The 16,756-nt window shown below is 59.1% G+C and carries 17 protein-coding genes; 5 read left to right on the top strand and 12 right to left on the bottom strand.

Features of this window, described 5'->3' with window-relative positions; translation table 11 throughout:
* Positions 1-126: 126 nt before the first annotated feature.
* The 8 genes from Q1B16_RS19465 to Q1B16_RS19430 form a co-directional block, all read right to left on the bottom strand.
* Entirely contained in the window at positions 127-426 is a 300-nt protein-coding gene (locus Q1B16_RS19465) for a type II toxin-antitoxin system RelE/ParE family toxin (RefSeq protein ID WP_299793056.1), read from the bottom strand.
* Positions 419-670 (bottom strand): type II toxin-antitoxin system ParD family antitoxin, encoded by a 252-nt coding sequence (locus Q1B16_RS19460; RefSeq protein WP_299793053.1) that lies wholly within the window; start codon positions 668-670, stop codon positions 419-421. Before Q1B16_RS19460 ends, Q1B16_RS19465 begins: the two co-directional genes overlap by 8 nt.
* Before the next feature lie 50 nt (positions 671-720).
* Complete coding sequence (locus Q1B16_RS19455; RefSeq protein ID WP_299793050.1) at positions 721-1,365, bottom strand: hypothetical protein; 645 nt, start codon at positions 1,363-1,365, stop codon at positions 721-723.
* A 109-nt stretch (positions 1,366-1,474) separates the two neighbouring features.
* Positions 1,475-1,951: a hypothetical protein gene (locus tag Q1B16_RS19450; protein ID WP_299793046.1), complete on the bottom strand. Its 477-nt coding sequence runs from the start codon at positions 1,949-1,951 to the stop codon at positions 1,475-1,477.
* A gap of 1 nt (position 1,952) precedes the next feature.
* The gene (locus tag Q1B16_RS19445; protein ID WP_299793043.1) at positions 1,953-2,336 is read right to left on the bottom strand and encodes a DUF6878 family protein; all 384 of its coding nucleotides are present in this window, start codon (positions 2,334-2,336) and stop codon (positions 1,953-1,955) included.
* A 77-nt stretch (positions 2,337-2,413) separates the two neighbouring features.
* Complete coding sequence (locus Q1B16_RS19440) at positions 2,414-2,710, bottom strand: hypothetical protein (protein WP_299793040.1); 297 nt, start codon at positions 2,708-2,710, stop codon at positions 2,414-2,416.
* 116 nt (positions 2,711-2,826) lie between these two features.
* Positions 2,827-3,207: a DUF3768 domain-containing protein gene (locus Q1B16_RS19435; RefSeq protein ID WP_299793037.1), complete on the bottom strand. Its 381-nt coding sequence runs from the start codon at positions 3,205-3,207 to the stop codon at positions 2,827-2,829.
* Positions 3,208-3,333: 126 nt separating this feature from the next.
* The gene (locus tag Q1B16_RS19430) at positions 3,334-5,505 is read right to left on the bottom strand and encodes a ParB/RepB/Spo0J family partition protein (protein ID WP_299793033.1); all 2,172 of its coding nucleotides are present in this window, start codon (positions 5,503-5,505) and stop codon (positions 3,334-3,336) included.
* Positions 5,506-6,133: 628 nt separating this feature from the next.
* Between Q1B16_RS19430 and Q1B16_RS19425 the strand changes: the two genes are divergently transcribed.
* The 5 genes from Q1B16_RS19425 to Q1B16_RS19405 all read left to right on the top strand — a co-directional run bounded on the left by Q1B16_RS19425 (position 6,134) and on the right by Q1B16_RS19405 (position 12,534).
* Positions 6,134-7,729, top strand: coding sequence for a GMC family oxidoreductase N-terminal domain-containing protein (locus Q1B16_RS19425; protein WP_299793030.1), 1,596 nt, complete (start codon positions 6,134-6,136; stop codon positions 7,727-7,729).
* Between the two features lie 74 nt (positions 7,730-7,803).
* Positions 7,804-9,003 carry a sugar ABC transporter substrate-binding protein gene (locus Q1B16_RS19420; protein ID WP_299793027.1) on the top strand — a complete coding sequence of 400 codons (1,200 nt, stop codon included), beginning with the start codon at positions 7,804-7,806 and terminating at the stop codon, positions 9,001-9,003.
* A gap of 86 nt (positions 9,004-9,089) precedes the next feature.
* Positions 9,090-10,037, top strand: a complete 948-nt coding sequence (locus tag Q1B16_RS19415) for an ABC transporter permease (RefSeq protein ID WP_299793025.1) — start codon at positions 9,090-9,092, stop codon at positions 10,035-10,037.
* Positions 10,034-11,563, top strand: a complete 1,530-nt coding sequence (locus tag Q1B16_RS19410; RefSeq protein WP_299793022.1) for a sugar ABC transporter ATP-binding protein — start codon at positions 10,034-10,036, stop codon at positions 11,561-11,563. The genes Q1B16_RS19415 and Q1B16_RS19410 overlap by 4 nt, the downstream gene beginning before the upstream one ends.
* Entirely contained in the window at positions 11,560-12,534 is a 975-nt protein-coding gene (locus Q1B16_RS19405) for an ABC transporter permease (protein WP_299793019.1), read from the top strand. The genes Q1B16_RS19410 and Q1B16_RS19405 overlap by 4 nt, the downstream gene beginning before the upstream one ends.
* A gap of 455 nt (positions 12,535-12,989) precedes the next feature.
* Here the strand turns inward: Q1B16_RS19405 and Q1B16_RS19400 are convergent, their stop codons facing one another.
* From Q1B16_RS19400 to Q1B16_RS19385, 4 genes are all read right to left on the bottom strand, one after another.
* Entirely contained in the window at positions 12,990-13,799 is an 810-nt protein-coding gene (locus tag Q1B16_RS19400; protein WP_299793017.1) for an SDR family oxidoreductase, read from the bottom strand.
* Positions 13,799-14,593, bottom strand: a complete 795-nt coding sequence (locus tag Q1B16_RS19395) for a hypothetical protein (protein ID WP_299793011.1) — start codon at positions 14,591-14,593, stop codon at positions 13,799-13,801. Before Q1B16_RS19395 ends, Q1B16_RS19400 begins: the two co-directional genes overlap by 1 nt.
* A gap of 140 nt (positions 14,594-14,733) precedes the next feature.
* Positions 14,734-15,729: a substrate-binding domain-containing protein gene (locus tag Q1B16_RS19390; RefSeq protein ID WP_299793008.1), complete on the bottom strand. Its 996-nt coding sequence runs from the start codon at positions 15,727-15,729 to the stop codon at positions 14,734-14,736.
* Between the two features lie 48 nt (positions 15,730-15,777).
* Positions 15,778-16,728 carry an ABC transporter permease gene (locus Q1B16_RS19385; RefSeq protein ID WP_299793005.1) on the bottom strand — a complete coding sequence of 317 codons (951 nt, stop codon included), beginning with the start codon at positions 16,726-16,728 and terminating at the stop codon, positions 15,778-15,780.
* Positions 16,729-16,756 lie beyond the last annotated feature (28 nt).

Raw genomic sequence — 16,756 nt, 5'->3', positions numbered from 1 at the left:
CGGCAATCTCCGGGGTTGAGGGTTGGCCCCGAGCCCCGCGCGCACTCTCTCACCCGGGAGGGGTCACCCCTCCCGCCCTGTCTTTCGCTCTTTCATGGCAAAGCCCCGGTACGCAATTGCCCTGTGTCAGGTCGGCCGCAGATGGCGCGGCACGTCCATGGATTCATGCAGGACCCGGATCACGAATATCCTGTCCGGGTCCACCTCGTAGAACACGAGGTGGCGACCCGTGATCAGTTTGCGCGCACCCTGCTGGAGGTCGGAGCAGTCCGATCCCATTTGCGGGTTGGCGATGACCCCCTTCAGGGCACGATCGATGTCGTCGAGATAGCGGTCCGCCTGCGCCGCGCCCCACTGTCGATCTGTCTCGACACAGATGTCGACGAGATCGGATTTTGCCGCCTGGGAGTGATGGATTTCACGCATCGGAAGCGCCGGAGCGGCTCCGCGCTTCGCGCTTGATCTCATCCATGTCAAGCGGACCGGCGTCACCGGATTGTTTGCCCTCCTTCAGCGCAACGCGAAGCCGCGCCCGCTGACCTTCCTGCTCTTCCATCAGACGCAAAGAGGCGCGGATCAGCTCGCTGGTTGATCCGTAGCGCCCCTCCTTCAGCATCAGGGCGATGAATTCGTCCCAATGGGGGCCAAGTGTTACGCTTGTGCTTGCCATGCTCACCTCCAAAATACGCATGAATAAGATATATGAGTATTTCGGGCGTTTCAACTCGGGGGTGGGCTTGCGCCCTGTTCCGCAGCGGCGGGTCTTTGTACCTCTCGCAAAATCAGAGGATCTACAACCGCCCGCGCCTCGGACAGGCAGTCCAGCTCATAGTGCCCGAAGAACCCCCAACAGGCATCGATCTCTTCACCGTCACGCTCGACGACATAGCCGTAAACCCGTCCGCCGAGGTAGGCGTCGTAGCTGACGATTTCGCCGCGCAGGATGTCGGCTGCCTTTTCGCGTAGCGTCTTGGTGACGCGCTTCACTTCGAACTCGTCCCGGACTGCCTCAAGCGTCACATAGACATAGCCGACCTGACCGGAATCCCACGGACAATGGAAGCCGATGGTGTTCATGGCAAGGCCGGAATGATCGTAGAGAAACACGGGCAGAAGGACTGCCTTGCGGTCCGCCCGCTCGCGCAACTGCGCCATCGAAAGGTCGCTCTGATCTGAGACATCGGCGAGATCGCGCAGGAACGCTTCGGGGCTGTCGAACTGATGGCTGTCACCGAGCCGATAGCGCCGGTGCCAGCAGATCAGCGTGCCGAGGTTGGACCATTCGCGTGGGTCCTCAGCGTCGGGGTCGTGGAAGATTTTGATGGTAAGGCCCTGATAGGCCTCCTCGTAGACAGGGTCGTGCATGTCGATGTCCTTTCTTGAAACGCAATCGACCCGCCAAGCCGGTTGTGGCGCAGTCGGGTCGATTGGAACGGGATCAATTGGGCGGTTGGCAAGCTTGCCGCCCGGTGGATCAGGGGGCGGCGCGGTTCTGGCGGTGCTGAACGTGTTCGACCGAAACCTTCAGCAGCCATTCCTCGAAGCCGAGAATGGTCTGGTGACCCGTAACCGCTTCGACCCAGGCCGCACGCGGATCGCCGACGATCTGCGTCGGATCGTCGTCGATCCGGCCATTGGCCATCCACGGCTCTGGCTGAATGCGCCCGAGCCAGTCTGCCAGCGACGGGATGCGTCCCTGGCAATCCTCGCGCACATGCTGTTCACCGATCCAGCGGATCGGGACGACCCGGCCCGCGCTGTTGGTCAGGCTGCGACCGAACAGCCGTTCGGCATCATAGATCCCAACGGCATGATGTTTTTGGGCTCTGTGAACAAAGAGACCTAGGTGCTCTTTGGATGAGTCGAACCAGTCATGCACGAACTGATAGTCATCTGGCACACCGCCGAACTTTCGGGCTGAGCTTTCGGCGTGATGGAGGGGATGAGCCATATCAAAGCCCCTCGTGTTCGGTGGTGTTGGTTTCGATATAGCGGTTCGAGTGGCTGACATCGATTTTGTCAGTCGCGAGTGCCCAAGTGAGTTCGCCATAGCCGCCTTCGTTGTTCTCGAACCCGGGGCTGAGCGCATAGGCGAAGTCCCAGCCGAAATCTTCGACCAGGCGGCGCATCTCTTCTGTCAATGTGATCGTGTCGGGTGACACGAGGACCTCCTCGACATTGCCGGAATCGCCGTAGCCTTCGTATTGCACCTCGATGTTCGTTATGCCGAGGGTGCGCAGTTCGGAAAGAAGCGCCGCGCGAGTTTCTACCCGCTGTCCGGCGGTACGCCTCTGGGATTCGAGTATCTGCGCGTAGAAATCAGTCTCTTGTGTCATGTCTTTGATCCTTTGGAATTGAGGAAAGGGGAGGGCGACCATTACGCGAGGTCGCCCAGAAAGTTTCCTGCGGGGCTTCAGGCCGCAGCGTCGCCGCGTTTCTCAGCCGTCCTGTCAACGAGGTTGAAATAGAGGTTCTCGGTCGCGCGCTTGAACCCCGGCGGTTTGCGCGGAGCGAGGCAACGCACCGAAGCGCTGCAGCTCTCGCCGTGCTCCATCGCGTACTGCGTCACCTGGTCGATGAGGTCATCCATGCCCGCGGCCTGAATGCGTTTTTCGGGGTAGCTCCCCAGCATCTGGAACTGGGTAACAACGAAGGCGCCATCGCGATGCGCGGGATAGAGGGTGATCTGGTAATCGAGTGTCTTGGCCATCTCTGGTCTCCTGCGGCGGACGGGACGCGACAATCGCGCCCATTGGAACCCGCCAGCCCGAAAGGACCGCCCTTTGTGCAAGGGCGATCCGTGGCGATGTCGGTGAAAAAGGGGCGTCAGTATTCCGACGGGAGAAGCAGGGTCAGCACGCGACGCGTCTGCGCGGGGTCGGAGGGCTCGGGCGAGCCGTACGTGTAGTCGACGTCATACAAGTCGAGCTTGAACCAGACCGTCGTGTCCTCAAGCTCGATGACCCCCATCTCGTGCCAGCCATGGGGGTCGCTATCAGCATTGAAGCCGTCGAAGGCCGCAACGCGGCGTGTGAGCTCCAGTTGCGCATCAAGGCCAAGTGCGGCGACACCGCGGGTCATCACGAACTGGCCCTGCGGGGAATCAGCAACGGGGGTATTGCCGAGGATGGTACGGCGAAACGCGTCATTCTGTCCGGCAATGCGTGCGGCTTCCTGGACAGGATCGAGGTCGAGTGTGGTGGTCATGGGATATCTCCGGGACGGGCCAGCCGATCCGATATCGGCTGTAGGCAACCCGTCAGTCGGAAAAGGCCGCCCTCGATATGAGGACGGCCCAAGGCTCAGGTCAGGTTCAGGTTGGTGCTCGGCTCGTCAGGCCGCATCCTCGCTGAGGAAGGCGGGCAGGGACGACGGTTCATCGCTCTCGGCCTCAGTCAGGGAATCTTCGGCGGACACATCCCCCTCCTCGGCCTCCGGCACATCGCCAGCCATGTCGGCACCGGCGTCTGTGGCACCGGAAAACACCATCCCGTCGGGCAGCCAGCGCGTCGTCTTCGCAACCCTCGCCGCGTCGAACCCTTCCGTCTCGCCGGCCGTTTCCGCGAAAGCCCGCTCCATCGCGGCCGCGATATCGCCTTTGCGCTCGCGATTGCGATCCTCGGCGTAGTCGTCGCCGATCAGCTTGCGTGCCGTGGTCACTGCATGGCCCTTGTTGACCCGGCCCCAGTAGTTTTGCGCGGTCGGGCGCCAACAGGCCGCCACATCGACGTCGAGCCGCGCGCCGATCTCCTCGATGATCGAGGAGGGACGATTGTCGGAGGAGAGCTGGGGTTTGACCGCCAGACCCGTTGCCCAGGCGAAAAGTGCCTGCTTGTCGGCAATGGGCAGCGCCGACATCGCCCGGAAGTCCTCTGGCTTCTCCAGCTTCATCCAGTCGGTGGCGAGGTCCTGTTCCAGCGCCTCGAGCATTTTCTGGGCGACGGTATCCGCATGCAGTACCTCGCGGTTCTGCGCCTGGAAGGGCCGGATCGAGATGTCGAGCGCCTCGTTGTTGTAGGACCGTCCCAGAGCCTGCTCGCAGAGCGCGTAAAGCATCGCATCGAACGCCACCTCGAAATCCGCCGCCAGATGCGCCCGCAGGATGTGTTGGCGCGTCGCCCGCAGATCGTCGGCCAAGCTTGCCGAAATCCCGTCTGCCTTGCGCAAAGTCGCAGCCGGGTCGGAGGTTGGCACCGGCGTCGAGGAGGTCGGCGGCGTCACATGAGGACGGGCAGGGGAGGGAGAGCCACCCGTATCGGCGGCGGTCTCGTCGGGCTTAGGTGCAGCAGGAATATCCTCGGGCCGCACCAGGCCCTTCTCGACACGCAGCGCCCCGTCATGACCGATGGTCAGAACAACGCCTGCGATGGCACGATCTTCGTCCGCATACGGCTGCCGTTCGCGCTGCAGAGCCTCGATCTCGCGCAGGCGCGGCTCGATGGCGTAATATTCTTCCGTCTCGGCGTCCGTCCAGTCTTCGCCGTCATTCTGCGCCGCCAGTTCTTCCTCGCGCGTGATGAGACGTTCCTCTTCGTCGAGAAGGTCTGGATCAGGTTCGATATCCTGCGGATAGACCCGCCCGAAACTGCGAAACGCACCGTAGTCGACCGAAAGATGCACCTCGACCCATTTCCACGCCCCCTCGAAGGGTTTCGCCGCAGCTTGCAGCTTCTCGATCGCGAGACGCTCCAGGAGCTCGGGGTTTTCCATATGGGCGCTGGCGCGATCATCAAAGAGATCGCGGAGCAGTACACCGCCCGCCGCCTCATAGGCCTCGATGCCGACAAACCGACCCAAGGCCGAGTTCGCCGAATGCGCCATCTCGGTCAGATGACGTTTGATACTTTGCGGGTGGATGTGGTAGCCGCCCTTCACTGCATTCCAAACCGCCAGCTGGCGGTCATGGTCGTCGGTCAGGGTGAACGCCATCACGCATTCGAGGGTTAGGTCGCCAGCACGAAACTGTTCGATGATCTCGGGTGCGACGCGAGCGAGTTTCAACCGGCGGCGCACGAGGTCGACGGAGACCCCGAACCTCAGGGCGATCTCGTCCTCGCTGCGACCCTCGACGATCATCTTATCAAAGGCCTCGAACTGGTCGGCCGGATGCATCGCCGCGCGCTGGAGGTTTTCTGTCGCGGAGGTGAGGATGGCGTCGCGCTCATCTTCGATGAGACAGAGCACCGGGTGATCCGCAGGGATGACGCCGTCCTCGGCGAGCTGCTTCAGCGCTTTGAGGCGGCGGCCGCCGGCATCGACGGCAAAACGTCTCTCAGACAGTGCGTGAACCACCAGGTTTTGCTTGATGCCGGTCTCGCGGATGCTTGCAAGAAGTTCGGCGTCGTCGCTGACGCTCGCGGCTACTTTTCGGACGTTGAGCGGGCTCGGCTCCAGTTGGTCGAGCGGGATCAGGCGGATATCGGCGGTGCCGGCAAGCGCGGCCGATCCGGGCGCTTCGGTCTTCTTCACGTTGGCGGGTTTCGGGCGGGTTGAGGTCTTGGCCATGGTCAGGGTCCTTGTCACGCCGGACCCGGATGAGACTCTCTCTATCCTTTCAAGCCCGGCACCCGGGCTTCCCTTTCTCTGGCTCTCTGCATTTGCGGAACACGTCACCAATCGACCGTTTGTAAACGAATGCAAGGGTGGGTTCTCTGATGTTGATTACCGGAATGCCCTTGGTTTCCATAGGCTGAGCGCGATCAGAGAGCCCTCGCCGACTATCGCCCGCGCGTGCTATATAAGAAGCGCGCGTGCACTCTGAAAAAATCCTTGGGTAAAATGCTAAAACCCAGTGCTTTGCACATATGAAGCCTCAACCGCCAGCCTTTCATGATGAATCGGCCGCTATCTTTCTCGATGCTGAGGAGGTGGAGCAGTCGTCCGAGGACGATCTTTGATCGCCGGAATCACTTCGCTCGACGCTTTGAATCGAAACTTTGCCCCTAGGCGACCAGTGCTTCTTCGAACTCACAACTATCCCTCCTAAATTATCCAGCTTCAGGATAGGTGCGCCACACAAATTGACGATGATCCGATTAAAGGGCACCGCGATACCCACCTAAGATATCAGATTTCAAGATTCTGTTGACACACTAATATCTGATATGTCAGTTATGGATGGGGAGGGACGAAAGTGCCATCATACGACTACATCATCGTTGGCGGAGGATCGGCAGGAGCAGCGCTCGCTGGTCGCGTACTTTCGCGCTCTGATGCCAGAGTGGCGCTGCTGGAAGCCGGTTCGAAAGACAGCCATCCCTTGATGCCGCTTCCGGCTGGATTCGCCAAACTGATGCCAACAAAGCATTTGTTCCATTACAAGACCACACCGCAACCGGGGTTGGACGGACGCCCACGTATTCTGCCACAGGGGCGCGTTCTGGGCGGCGGATCATCGGTCAATGCTATGGTGTATATCCGTGGGCAGGCGGAGGATTTTGACGACTGGGCCGACATGGGTGCCGAGGGCTGGGGCTATGACGACGTCCTGCCCTACTTCAAGCGCGCCGAACGCAATCAGCGGTTCTCGGGTCAGTATCATGGCAACGATGGCCCGCTCGGTGTGTCAGATATCGGGCATATTTCTCCCATGTCCCGTGGGTTCGTTCGGGCGGCGCAGGATGTGGGTCACAGCTATAACCCTGATTTCAATGGCGGTCATCAAGAAGGGGTGGGGTTCTGCCAGGTCACCATTCGAGACAACCGCCGCTCCAGCTCGGCCCGCGCCTATCTGCATGGGCAGCTCGACAATCCTAATCTGACCCTGATCACAGAGGCCTTTGCCACCCGGGTCAACCTGTCGGGCGGTCGCGCGGTCAGTGTAACTTACCGGAAAGGCGGCCAGAGCCACACGATTGCAACCGAGGGAGAGATCATCCTGTCAGCTGGTGCGATCGCGACGCCGAAATTACTCATGCTGTCGGGCATCGGACCCGAAGCGGAGCTGGCCCGACACGGGATAGACGTCGAAGTCGCATTGCCGGGCGTTGGCCAGAATTTTCACGACCATTGCGAAGTGCCCGTGATCGGATTCTGCCGTCCCGGAGAGCGGCATGGATACTTTGGCCAGGACAGGGGCTGGCGCATGATCCGCAACGGGGTTCAGTTTCTGGCCACAGGAACCGGGCCAGCGGCCTCGAATGTGGTCGAGGGGCATTGTTTCGCAGCGACGGGTCTCGCTGGTGCGCGCCCGGACGTGCAGATGCAGTTCCTTCCGCTGGTCTATCTCGACCTCATGGATCGGCCGGTCATCAACAGGCCGGGCGCGACCATCAACACCTGTATGCTGCGCCCGAAAAGCCGAGGAGAGGTCACACTGGCCAGTGCCGACCCCTCTGCGCCGGCAATCATCGACCCGCGCTACCTATCGGAGCAAAGCGATGTCGACACCACGATGCGTGGACTGGAGTTGGCGCGCGAAATCATGGCCTCGCCGCTGATGCGGGAATTCGTGATGGAAGAAGCGATGCCGGGGCCTGCCTGCACAAGTGCCAGGGACCTTCGGGAATTCTTGGGTGCCTATGGCAAGACAGTCTACCACCCGGCGGGCACCTGCCGGATCGGCCACGATGACATGGCCGTCGTGGACCCGCAGCTTCGCGTTCGCGGGGTAGATGGCCTGCGCGTGGCCGACGCATCCGTCATGCCCGTAGTCACCTCGGGCAACACCAATGCGCCGTCCATTATGATCGGAGAGAGGGCAAGCGATTTCGTTCTGGGCAATCGATGACCCGCGCCGTCTTGCACGAAACATCCGACACAAAAAACCAGCGCATAATGCGCACAACAGGAGGAAATGATCCGATGAAACTCAACCGTAGACGCTTCATGGGCACTGCTGCAGCAGCGTCCGTGATGAACACCGCTCTCGCGCGCCCGCTCTTTGCGCAGGAGACGGTCAAGATCACCTCGGTCGTCACACGCCTTGCCAATGACTATTTCACCGATTGGAACGTCGGCGCGACGCAGGCCGCCGAGGCGTTAGGGGTGGACTACAGCATTCTTGAATACGAAGGCTCGGCCGCGAAGCATATCGAGATTATCGAAAGCCAGATCGAAAACGGGGTCAAGGGTTTCTTTGGCGACAGCAACGACACAGCGAACGTGCGCAACATTACGAACCTCGCCGGGTCGCGTGATGCCACCAATATCGCTGTATGGGATACTCTGCCCTGGATGCACCCGATCGACCAGGGCATGGGCTACGGCACGTATTTCACGGCCGATGACGTGGTGAATGCCTACTCCTTGGCGAAAGTGCTGTTCGAGGAAATGGGCGGTGCGGGGAACCTCGTCCATATCACCGGTTTTCCCGGAGCGTCGCCTGATATCGCGCGCACACGTGGCCTGGACAAGGCTTTGGAGGAATATCCCGACATCAAGCTGATCGTCCGCCAGCCCGGGAACTGGAATCCGATCGACGGTCGGCAGGTGATGGAAGATGCCATCGTGGCCCATGGGGAAATTGGGGGCGTCTATGCCCAGAACGACTCAATCGGGCTTGGTGTCGTTCAGGCCCTCGAAGAAGCGGGCATTACCGTGCCGGTTGTGGGGCATGACGGCAATGCTGCGAACCTCGACATGATCGCCGAGGGACGCTATCTCGCAACCATCAGCTACATGCCGCAATACCAGGCCGGATATGCATTGGTCCGGGCGTATGACGTGATCCAGGGTTTCCAGCCGTCGGCCGTCGAGCGAATGATGTATACCGGTGGCACCCTTGTGAACAAGGACAATGTCGGTGCGTTGAAGACCTTCCTCGCGGGTGACAACGGCAAACTGCCCTTCGATTGGCGCAAGATGTCGCGGACCCTGCACCCCGATGACTGGGATCCGCAGAATGTTGTTTGGCCCATCGACGCGGCAGACATGTGGGCACCTTATGACAAGCCGGAAGGTTACGCGCTTCCGGAAGCCTATCTGACGGCGGTCTCGGCAGGTGAGCTCGAGTCCGTGACGGCGCTCTATGCTGATCACTACAAGATGAAACTGCCATTCTGACCTTCATGCGCCCGGCGGTTCTTACGCCGCCGGGCGCCCGATACCTTATGAAATTTTGCCCGCGTGGGCTTGGGACGGTTCCATTTATGTCAAACCACACCGGTCATCGGGACTATCGTCCGCTCGCAACTCTCGGGTTTCTTGTCCTCCTGGTTGTGCTCTTCTCTGTCCTTGAGCCCAACTTCCTTGCCGCGGGCAATCTGCGTTCGATCAGCTTTGCACTGTCTGTTACGTTGGTCGCATCCTGCGGAGCGACGATTATCATCCTAATGGGGTCTATTGATCTGTCGGTCGGGGCGATTGCCAGCATTTCGGGCATGGTCGCCGCCGCCTTGGCACCAGAGCTCGGTTTGGCGGTATTTCTTGTTGGCCCCCTGGCGGGGCTCTTTTTCGGGCTGTTGAACGGATCCCTGTTCGTCTGGCTGCGCATACCGTCGATCCTTGTGACCCTTGGTATGGCGACAAGTCTGTCGGGGCTGGTTTTGTTCATCTCGGATGGCCAGTCTATCCCCATTCTAGACGAGCGCCTGATCCGGGTCACCCATGCCGGACCTGTACAAGCGCTGCCGGTGATCGTCTTGTACGCATTGATCATCTATCTCTTTGCGACTTTCCTGCATGAAAAGACACGGTTCGGGCGCGTCCTTTTTTCGATTGGGCGGGACGAGACGAATGCCCGTCTGCTCGGGGCTCCGCTCGACCGGGTGAAGATAGGGGCATTTGCCTTTTCGGGGCTTTTTGCCGGTATGGCCGGCACGTTGCTGATGTCGAGGCTGGGCACGGGGGCTGCCAGCATGGGCGATTACATGATGCTGGAAACCATCACCGCCGTGGTGATCGGTGGAACCGCCATCACCGGCGGGAAAGGTGGAGTGCGGCTGACCATTTTGGGTGTGGCGATCATCGTGGTCCTGTCGAACGGCATGAACATCATTTCGTTGCACCCCTACATTCAAACCGCCGTCAAAGGGCTGACCATCCTGTTGGCCGTCTACGTGACGTCCCGTTCCACCAATGTGGAGGACGTGAAATGACCGAATGGCTGCTTTCGACCGAGGGTCTGGCAAAATCCTATGGGGACATCCGGGTCCTGTCAGATATCTCGATCCGCATAGGATACAACGAGATCGTCGGCATCGCCGGCGAGAACGGGGCAGGCAAATCGACGGTGCTAAAGCTGATTTCCGGGGTCGTAGCACCGACAGAAGGCGCGATGGTGCTGGGCAGTGCGCAATATCGGCCCGTGTCTTATCGCAATGCGGTGACCATGGGGGTTTCCATGGTTTTTCAGGAACAGGCACTGATCGGCAACCTGAGGATATACGAGAATATCTTCTACGGCTTCGAAGACAGTTTTACCCGAGCGGGTTTCGCGCTGGATCACCGCAGGATGCGTGCCGAGGCGCGCGAAAGGCTGAATGACCTCGGGTTTTCGCATATCGATGTGGATGTTCTTGCTGATGACCTTCCGTTCCACGACCGGCAAATGGTCGAGATCGCGCGCGCGTTCATTCTGTCCGAACATTCCGGAATTTCCCATCCTCTCATCCTGCTCGATGAGCCGACCGCCTCTATCGGGGAACGCGAGATAACGCTCCTGTTCGACGCTGTGCGGCGGTTGCGGGACAAGGCATCCTTCGTGATCGTCACGCACAAGCTGTCCGAGTACATGGACCTCTGCGACCGGATCTACGTCTTCAAGGACGGTCAACTGGCCGGTGAGGTCGCAGGGCCGGAAATGGATACGGAAACCATTCATAGGCTGATGGTTGGCCGCATTCGCGATGAAGCGCTCTATCATGAGAACAAGCAGCGCGATGCATATGGGGACGTGCGCCTAGAAGTGTCCAACTTGGACGGGCAGGACGTTTCGGCCGTCAGTCTGACTGTCGCCGAAGGCGAGATCCTGGGTATTGGCGGTCTGATCGGCTGCGGCAAGGAAGAGGTTGTGCGCGCCATTGTCGGGCAGCAGCCGTTTCCCGAAAACGGTAGGGTCACGCTTTGCGGAGACCCATTGCCTATCAAGAATAGAGCCACCGTCGTGAAATCCCGCGGGCTTGGCTATGTGCCCAAGGAACGCAAATCCGAAGGTATCGTCGGCTATATGTCGGTGGCCGAGAACATCTCTTTGCCATCGCTACCGCTGGTGTCGACCGTCAGGGGGGTGATTTCGCGCAAGAAGGAAAGCATCCTTGCCAAACGTCTAATTGAACGGCTCTCGATCAGGACCCGCGGTCCTGCACAAGACGTCGTCTACCTGTCCGGTGGCAACCAACAAAAGGTCGTTCTGGCAAAATGGTTGGCGCGCGATATCTCGGTCATGGTGCTGCACAATCCGACACGCGGTGTCGACGTAGGAGCGAAATCCGAAATCTACCAGATTGTCCGCGAACTGGCCGCCAAGGGCGTCGCAATTCTGATGGTATCTGACGACCTGCTCGAATTGATAGGGCTATCCAACCGAATACTGGTCATGCGTGAAGGCAGGATTTCAGCTGAAATCGACGCACAGGTCTCGGCCAAGCCGGGCGAGAGGGATATTGTGAGGCACATGACATGAGAGGTTTTCTGACACTGTTTTCCGACCGGCAATTGGCCATTCTTCGTGCCGTTCTTCCGCTCCTAGTCATTTTCGCGCTCATCGCCTTGTTCTATTCGATCAACCCGCGTTTTCTGTCGACGCCGAACCTGTTGAACTTGTTGCGGCAGTCGGCCGTGCTGTTGATTGTCGCATCCGGGCTGACATTTGTTATCCTGATCGGATCAATCGACCTGTCGATTGGCGCCATCGTGACCTTTTCGGCCATCGTCACTGCGCTGATGCTCAGCACTGTGCAGGCCCCCGCATTCGTCGCAATAGTGGTAGGCATTCTGGCAGCGGTTGGCGTTGGGCTCGTCAATGGATTTCTGATCGTCAAAGGGCGCATACCCTCGTTTGTCGCGACACTGGGCACGATGACCGTCTTGGGGGGTGCCACGGTTTGGCTGACCGGGGGACGCAATGTGCTTTTCAGGGACGAAACCCTGCGTTGGCTGGCGTCAGGCTCGACCATCGGGATCATTCCGAATGTTGCACTCTGGGCGATCCTCATTTTTCTCGTCTTGGCCTTTGTTGGCGCGCGCACGCATTTCGGAAGGCTGATCCTCGCAACGGGTGCAGCTCCAACGACAACGATGCTGTCCGGCTACAACGTCGTTCGCATCAAGATATTCGCCTTTGTTCTCTCGGCTTTCGCGGCAGGTATTGGCGGCGTCATGATGGTTGCAAGAACCTCGGCCGGGACGATCCGCATGGGCGACGACCTGTTGCTTGACGGGATCGCGGCCGTGGTGATCGGAGGGACAGCTCTTTCAGGAGGCAGCGGGGGCGTTCACAAAACCATCGTCGGCGTGGCGATCATCGCGATCGTCAAAAATGGTCTGAACGTCGCGCAGGTCCACCCCTATAATCAAACACTGTTGACTGGCGTAATCGTGATCGGCGCTGTTGCCGTGACTCTCGACCGTACGCGTCTTGCCTTCGTCAAATGATGCGACCGTTGAGAAATGCCTCGGTGTTCAGCCACAATGGGTGCCCGTTTGGATTCAAATTGAACCTACCCGGTTTTGATGCTCGGATTTCACAGATGCATACGGACGGGGTGAGGCCCTGCAGGATCTACAAACGTTTCGTGTGGTTGTCAGCCGCCGTGACGTCAGCGCTGTGCGCTTCCATACCATTCCGCCATAATCCTGAAACATGAAAGTCGCGCATCGCTTTCACCGTTCTCGGGACAGAGCTGTTCCAGATTTACTCAAGTTAAAGGCACAGCGCTTTGGCCGACGATGGATATTGCAATGCGATTGCTTGACGGTCGCCTTCTTGATTGCTTCGTTCATGCCCACGCGCCACGTTGTGTCCCCTTTGTAAGGCAGAGTTCGATCTCATTCTCGTGGCGCAGGGGATTGGCACAATTGGAATAGACCGTGGCACTTGGCCGTGCGGTTCACCAATCAGGAAATCTGGTCTCGACAAGCTTTGGGAGCTTAACAGCCAACAACTTCTTGAAGGCTGACTTCAGTGCGACTGATGGCGTGACAGTCGCAGCTTTGCCATCTTTCGGGACATAGCCGATGATCCTCCGCGTCTCATCGATGTCCCAACGCATACCCGGGTTCTTGGACATCAAATTCAGTGTGGCGAAGGATACATCCTTTGCGTCGATCGCGGCGCGCATCCCATGCAGAAAATCCCGGTCGCTCAGCCACATCTCCTGACCCCATCGGCCCATCGCCATATGCGGCCCAGGCTGATTGTCATGGGTCCACTGTGTCCAACCGATACGTAGACAGATGACGGACAAGTGGTGATGCTCGGCAAAATAGGCGCCAGTGCGTTCGCAAAACAACTTTGACATGCCATAGGCGTTTACCGGGCCCGGTGCGGTCGCGCTGTCTATGGCGTCTTTTGTGAATCTCTTGTTACCGTGCACCCAATTGGAACTGGCCAGAACGACGCGTGAAACCCCCATAGCCACCGCCTGATGATACAGGGCAAGGGTCACGTCCATATTGTGCTTGATCGCTGACGACCATGACGCCGCCGGCTCCCTGTCGCCGGCCAGATGCACAATCACGTCTACTCCCTTGAGCAAATGGCCCCAATCGCTATCTCTGGACATATCCACGGTGTGGATGGCGGGGTGATCGACAGGTCGGATGTCAAGACCAGAGACCGTGCAATCGGGATCCTGTTCAAGCGTGTCGAACAGTTTCCGGCCAAGATGTCCGCCTGCTCCTGTTATCAAGACGTGCACTAAATCATTTCCTTTTCATTCCTGAGAGACCGTGTTGCGTCCTTGTCTGCAGACAGACGAAATACTTGGCGAAACTGCAGGGTTTCATTCGGGGAAAGGCTGCGCGCGGGAGAATGCCATTCCGCCTCGCAATAATCGTAGTCGCCCGAGTTGAAGATTTCGAAGGGATACTGGTGCGCAAACCTGTCGCTTGGCTGCGGTTTCGCAACCAGGCATTCCAGCCAAAGGGTATCTTTGCAACAACGGATCACTGTGCGCCCAGTTGGGTTCGACAGCCCGATCTTGAATTGCTGCTGCCTCTTGCAGTCGGCGACGACGCAGCCATCGCCTTTGGCGACCATTCCATCCACGTCGCCAAACACGGGTTGCATCACCGGTTCGTCCATCTCCACCGCAATCTTTGCCGGTGTATCCAGCATCATCACCGACCAAATGCCTGTCCACCGAGAGCTCGAGCCGTAACTGGTTACACTGTGATCAATAGTCCATTCGTTGCCGGAGTTGATGGTGACAAGACGTGTGATCGATAACTGAGAATTCGGACAAACTGGACTGACCATTTTCAAATGATTGCTGCCTTTGGACGTGACCTCGTATGCGCCGCTGTCCAACACGGCAGACGGAGCCCCGTTGGCCCAAGAGCTGTCTGGGGCGATCCAGGTCTTTTCGCCACCCCAGAGCGGAAAGCCGAATTGTGGAGATCGCGTGGGCAGGCTGCCAGCCCTGGTTTCATCCATTGCCAGGCCTGTGAGATCAGGATTTTGGAAAAGCAGCGAACTTTCTTGGAATGTCACGTCCCATAGACGCCCCCCGATACCGGGCAGGAGGGTTAGCCGGAGGGTATCTTGTTGAAGGTGATGGACGCTCCATCTGTTCGACATTTCAGGCCCTCCCGGAGTGGCCCCGGCGCAGATAGTCGTGCCGGGAGCCGATATTACACGTGCTTGAACTGTGCTACGTTCTCGGCGGTGATCGGCATCACGCCGGTTTCAACACGCTCGGGCAGCGGGTTGATCCCCGCGGCTTTCCAGTCCGGCAGAATCTTCAGGGCATCCGTGTTCTGCCAATGCATCATGTGAAAGGCCAGAAATATTTCCAGATAGGATTTCTGAGCCACGGCACCATAGATGGTCCCGTCTTCGATGTAGGGCAGCATGTCATCGTTCCGGTCCATGGCGACGATCTTGATGTCCTTGCGTCCCGCTTCGTTGACGGCAATCGCGGCGCCCTTGCCACTGTCGCCATCCGTGCCACCGATACCGACGATATCGGGATTGGCCTGAATCGCCTGGAGATAAGCTGTCGGAGCGTAGGATGGATCGGCCTTGTCGTTGACCACATCCACGACTTCAATATCGGGGTACTTTTCGGCAAAGAGCTGCTTGTAACCTTCGACACGCTCCAGCGTGGAAGGCGCGGGGAAAGTCCCGAGGATAACCTTGCCCTTGCCGCCAATGGCCTGCGCAAGCATTTCGCCGCCGACACGGCCAGCCTGAACCCCGTTTATTCCCAGGAATGTAGAGCGCGGGCTGTCGGGGATATCCCCGATACAGCATGTCACCGGGATTCCAGCTTCTACGGCGCGTTCAACGCCAGGGGCCAGCGTTGCCGGGTCGCCAGGAAAGATGAGGATCCCCGCAGGACGACGTGCAATAAGCTCGTCCAGCTGCCGGGCCTGGGCTGCGGTGTCAAAGTCCAGCGGACCTGTGAAGGTGGCCTTGATGCCCATCAGCTCTTCAAGATCCTTCATCGCGTTGCGATAATCCACCCAGAACGGCACCTGCGTAACGATGGATAGGAATACGTATTCCTTGCCCGCACCCTGCGCCATCGCTTCGCTTGATAGCATCGGCAGGCCAAAGGCGGCGGCAAGCCCAGCAGTGGTGCCCGCTGTGAGAAGCCTGCGACGGTTTACATTGAAGTCAGTCATTCTTGGTCTCCCTGTTTTGGATTCTTTGGCGTTGATTCTTTGGGCGTGTCAGTCCCGCTTGCTTCGTATCAGCATGTCGAGCGCCACAGCGGTGACGAGCACGCCGCCGATAACGATCATCTGCCAGTAGATCGACACAGCCAGCATGGTCATCGTGTTGTTGATCAGCGCCACAAAAACGACGCCCAAGAAAGCCCCGAGGATGGTGCCTTCGCCACCGCGCAAGGAAGCGCCGCCAATGACGGCCGCGGCAAGAACCTGCAATTCAATGCCATTGCCCGCCGTTGGCGTGCCGGTCATCAGGCGTGAGGCCAAAAGGACACCGGCCAAGGCCGCCAAGACCCCCGTCAACGCGTAAAGGATGATGCGCACCCGGGTTACATGGATGCCCGACAGCACGGCGGCTTTCTCATTCGCACCGATGAAATAGACTTGCCGGAAAAAGCGCGTATGTCTGACGGCCAAATCGAACAGGATCACCAGGATCACTGTCAGCAGAACAATCACCGGGAAACCGCCGATGTCTGCCTTGCCGATCCATGCAAAAGACTGGGGCAGGCTGGACACGGAAAACCCTTCGGTCAGGACAAGGGCAATGCCGCGGGCAATCGACATTGTGCCCAGGGTTGCGATGAGCGGATTGATCCCCATACCCGTCACCAGGACCCCATTGACCACCCCGACCACGCCACCCAGGATCAGCCCGAGAACCACGGCAAGCGGGATGGGCATACCGGTCAAAAGCAGCATTGCGACGACTGTCGAGGAAAGCGCCATGACCGACCCGACCGAAAGATCGAACCCGCCCGATGCCAGAAGGATTGCCATTCCGATCACAATGATTGCCGTCGGCGCCATGCCCACCGCTACGGCCCTGAAGTTGGAAAAGCTCAGGAAGTAGGGGTTGATGTTCGACATCACGATGATGATGACGGCGATCAAAACGATCAGCGTGAGCTCGCGAATATCGACAAATACCTGCAAAAGGCGGTGCGGCATGGGTCGGCTCATAGGCAAATTGGAGTGA

Source organism: uncultured Marivita sp. (assembly GCF_947488135.1).
In the GTDB taxonomy this organism is placed as follows: Bacteria; Pseudomonadota; Alphaproteobacteria; order Rhodobacterales; family Rhodobacteraceae; genus Marivita.
This window is presented reverse-complemented; position numbering and strand designations above follow the sequence as displayed.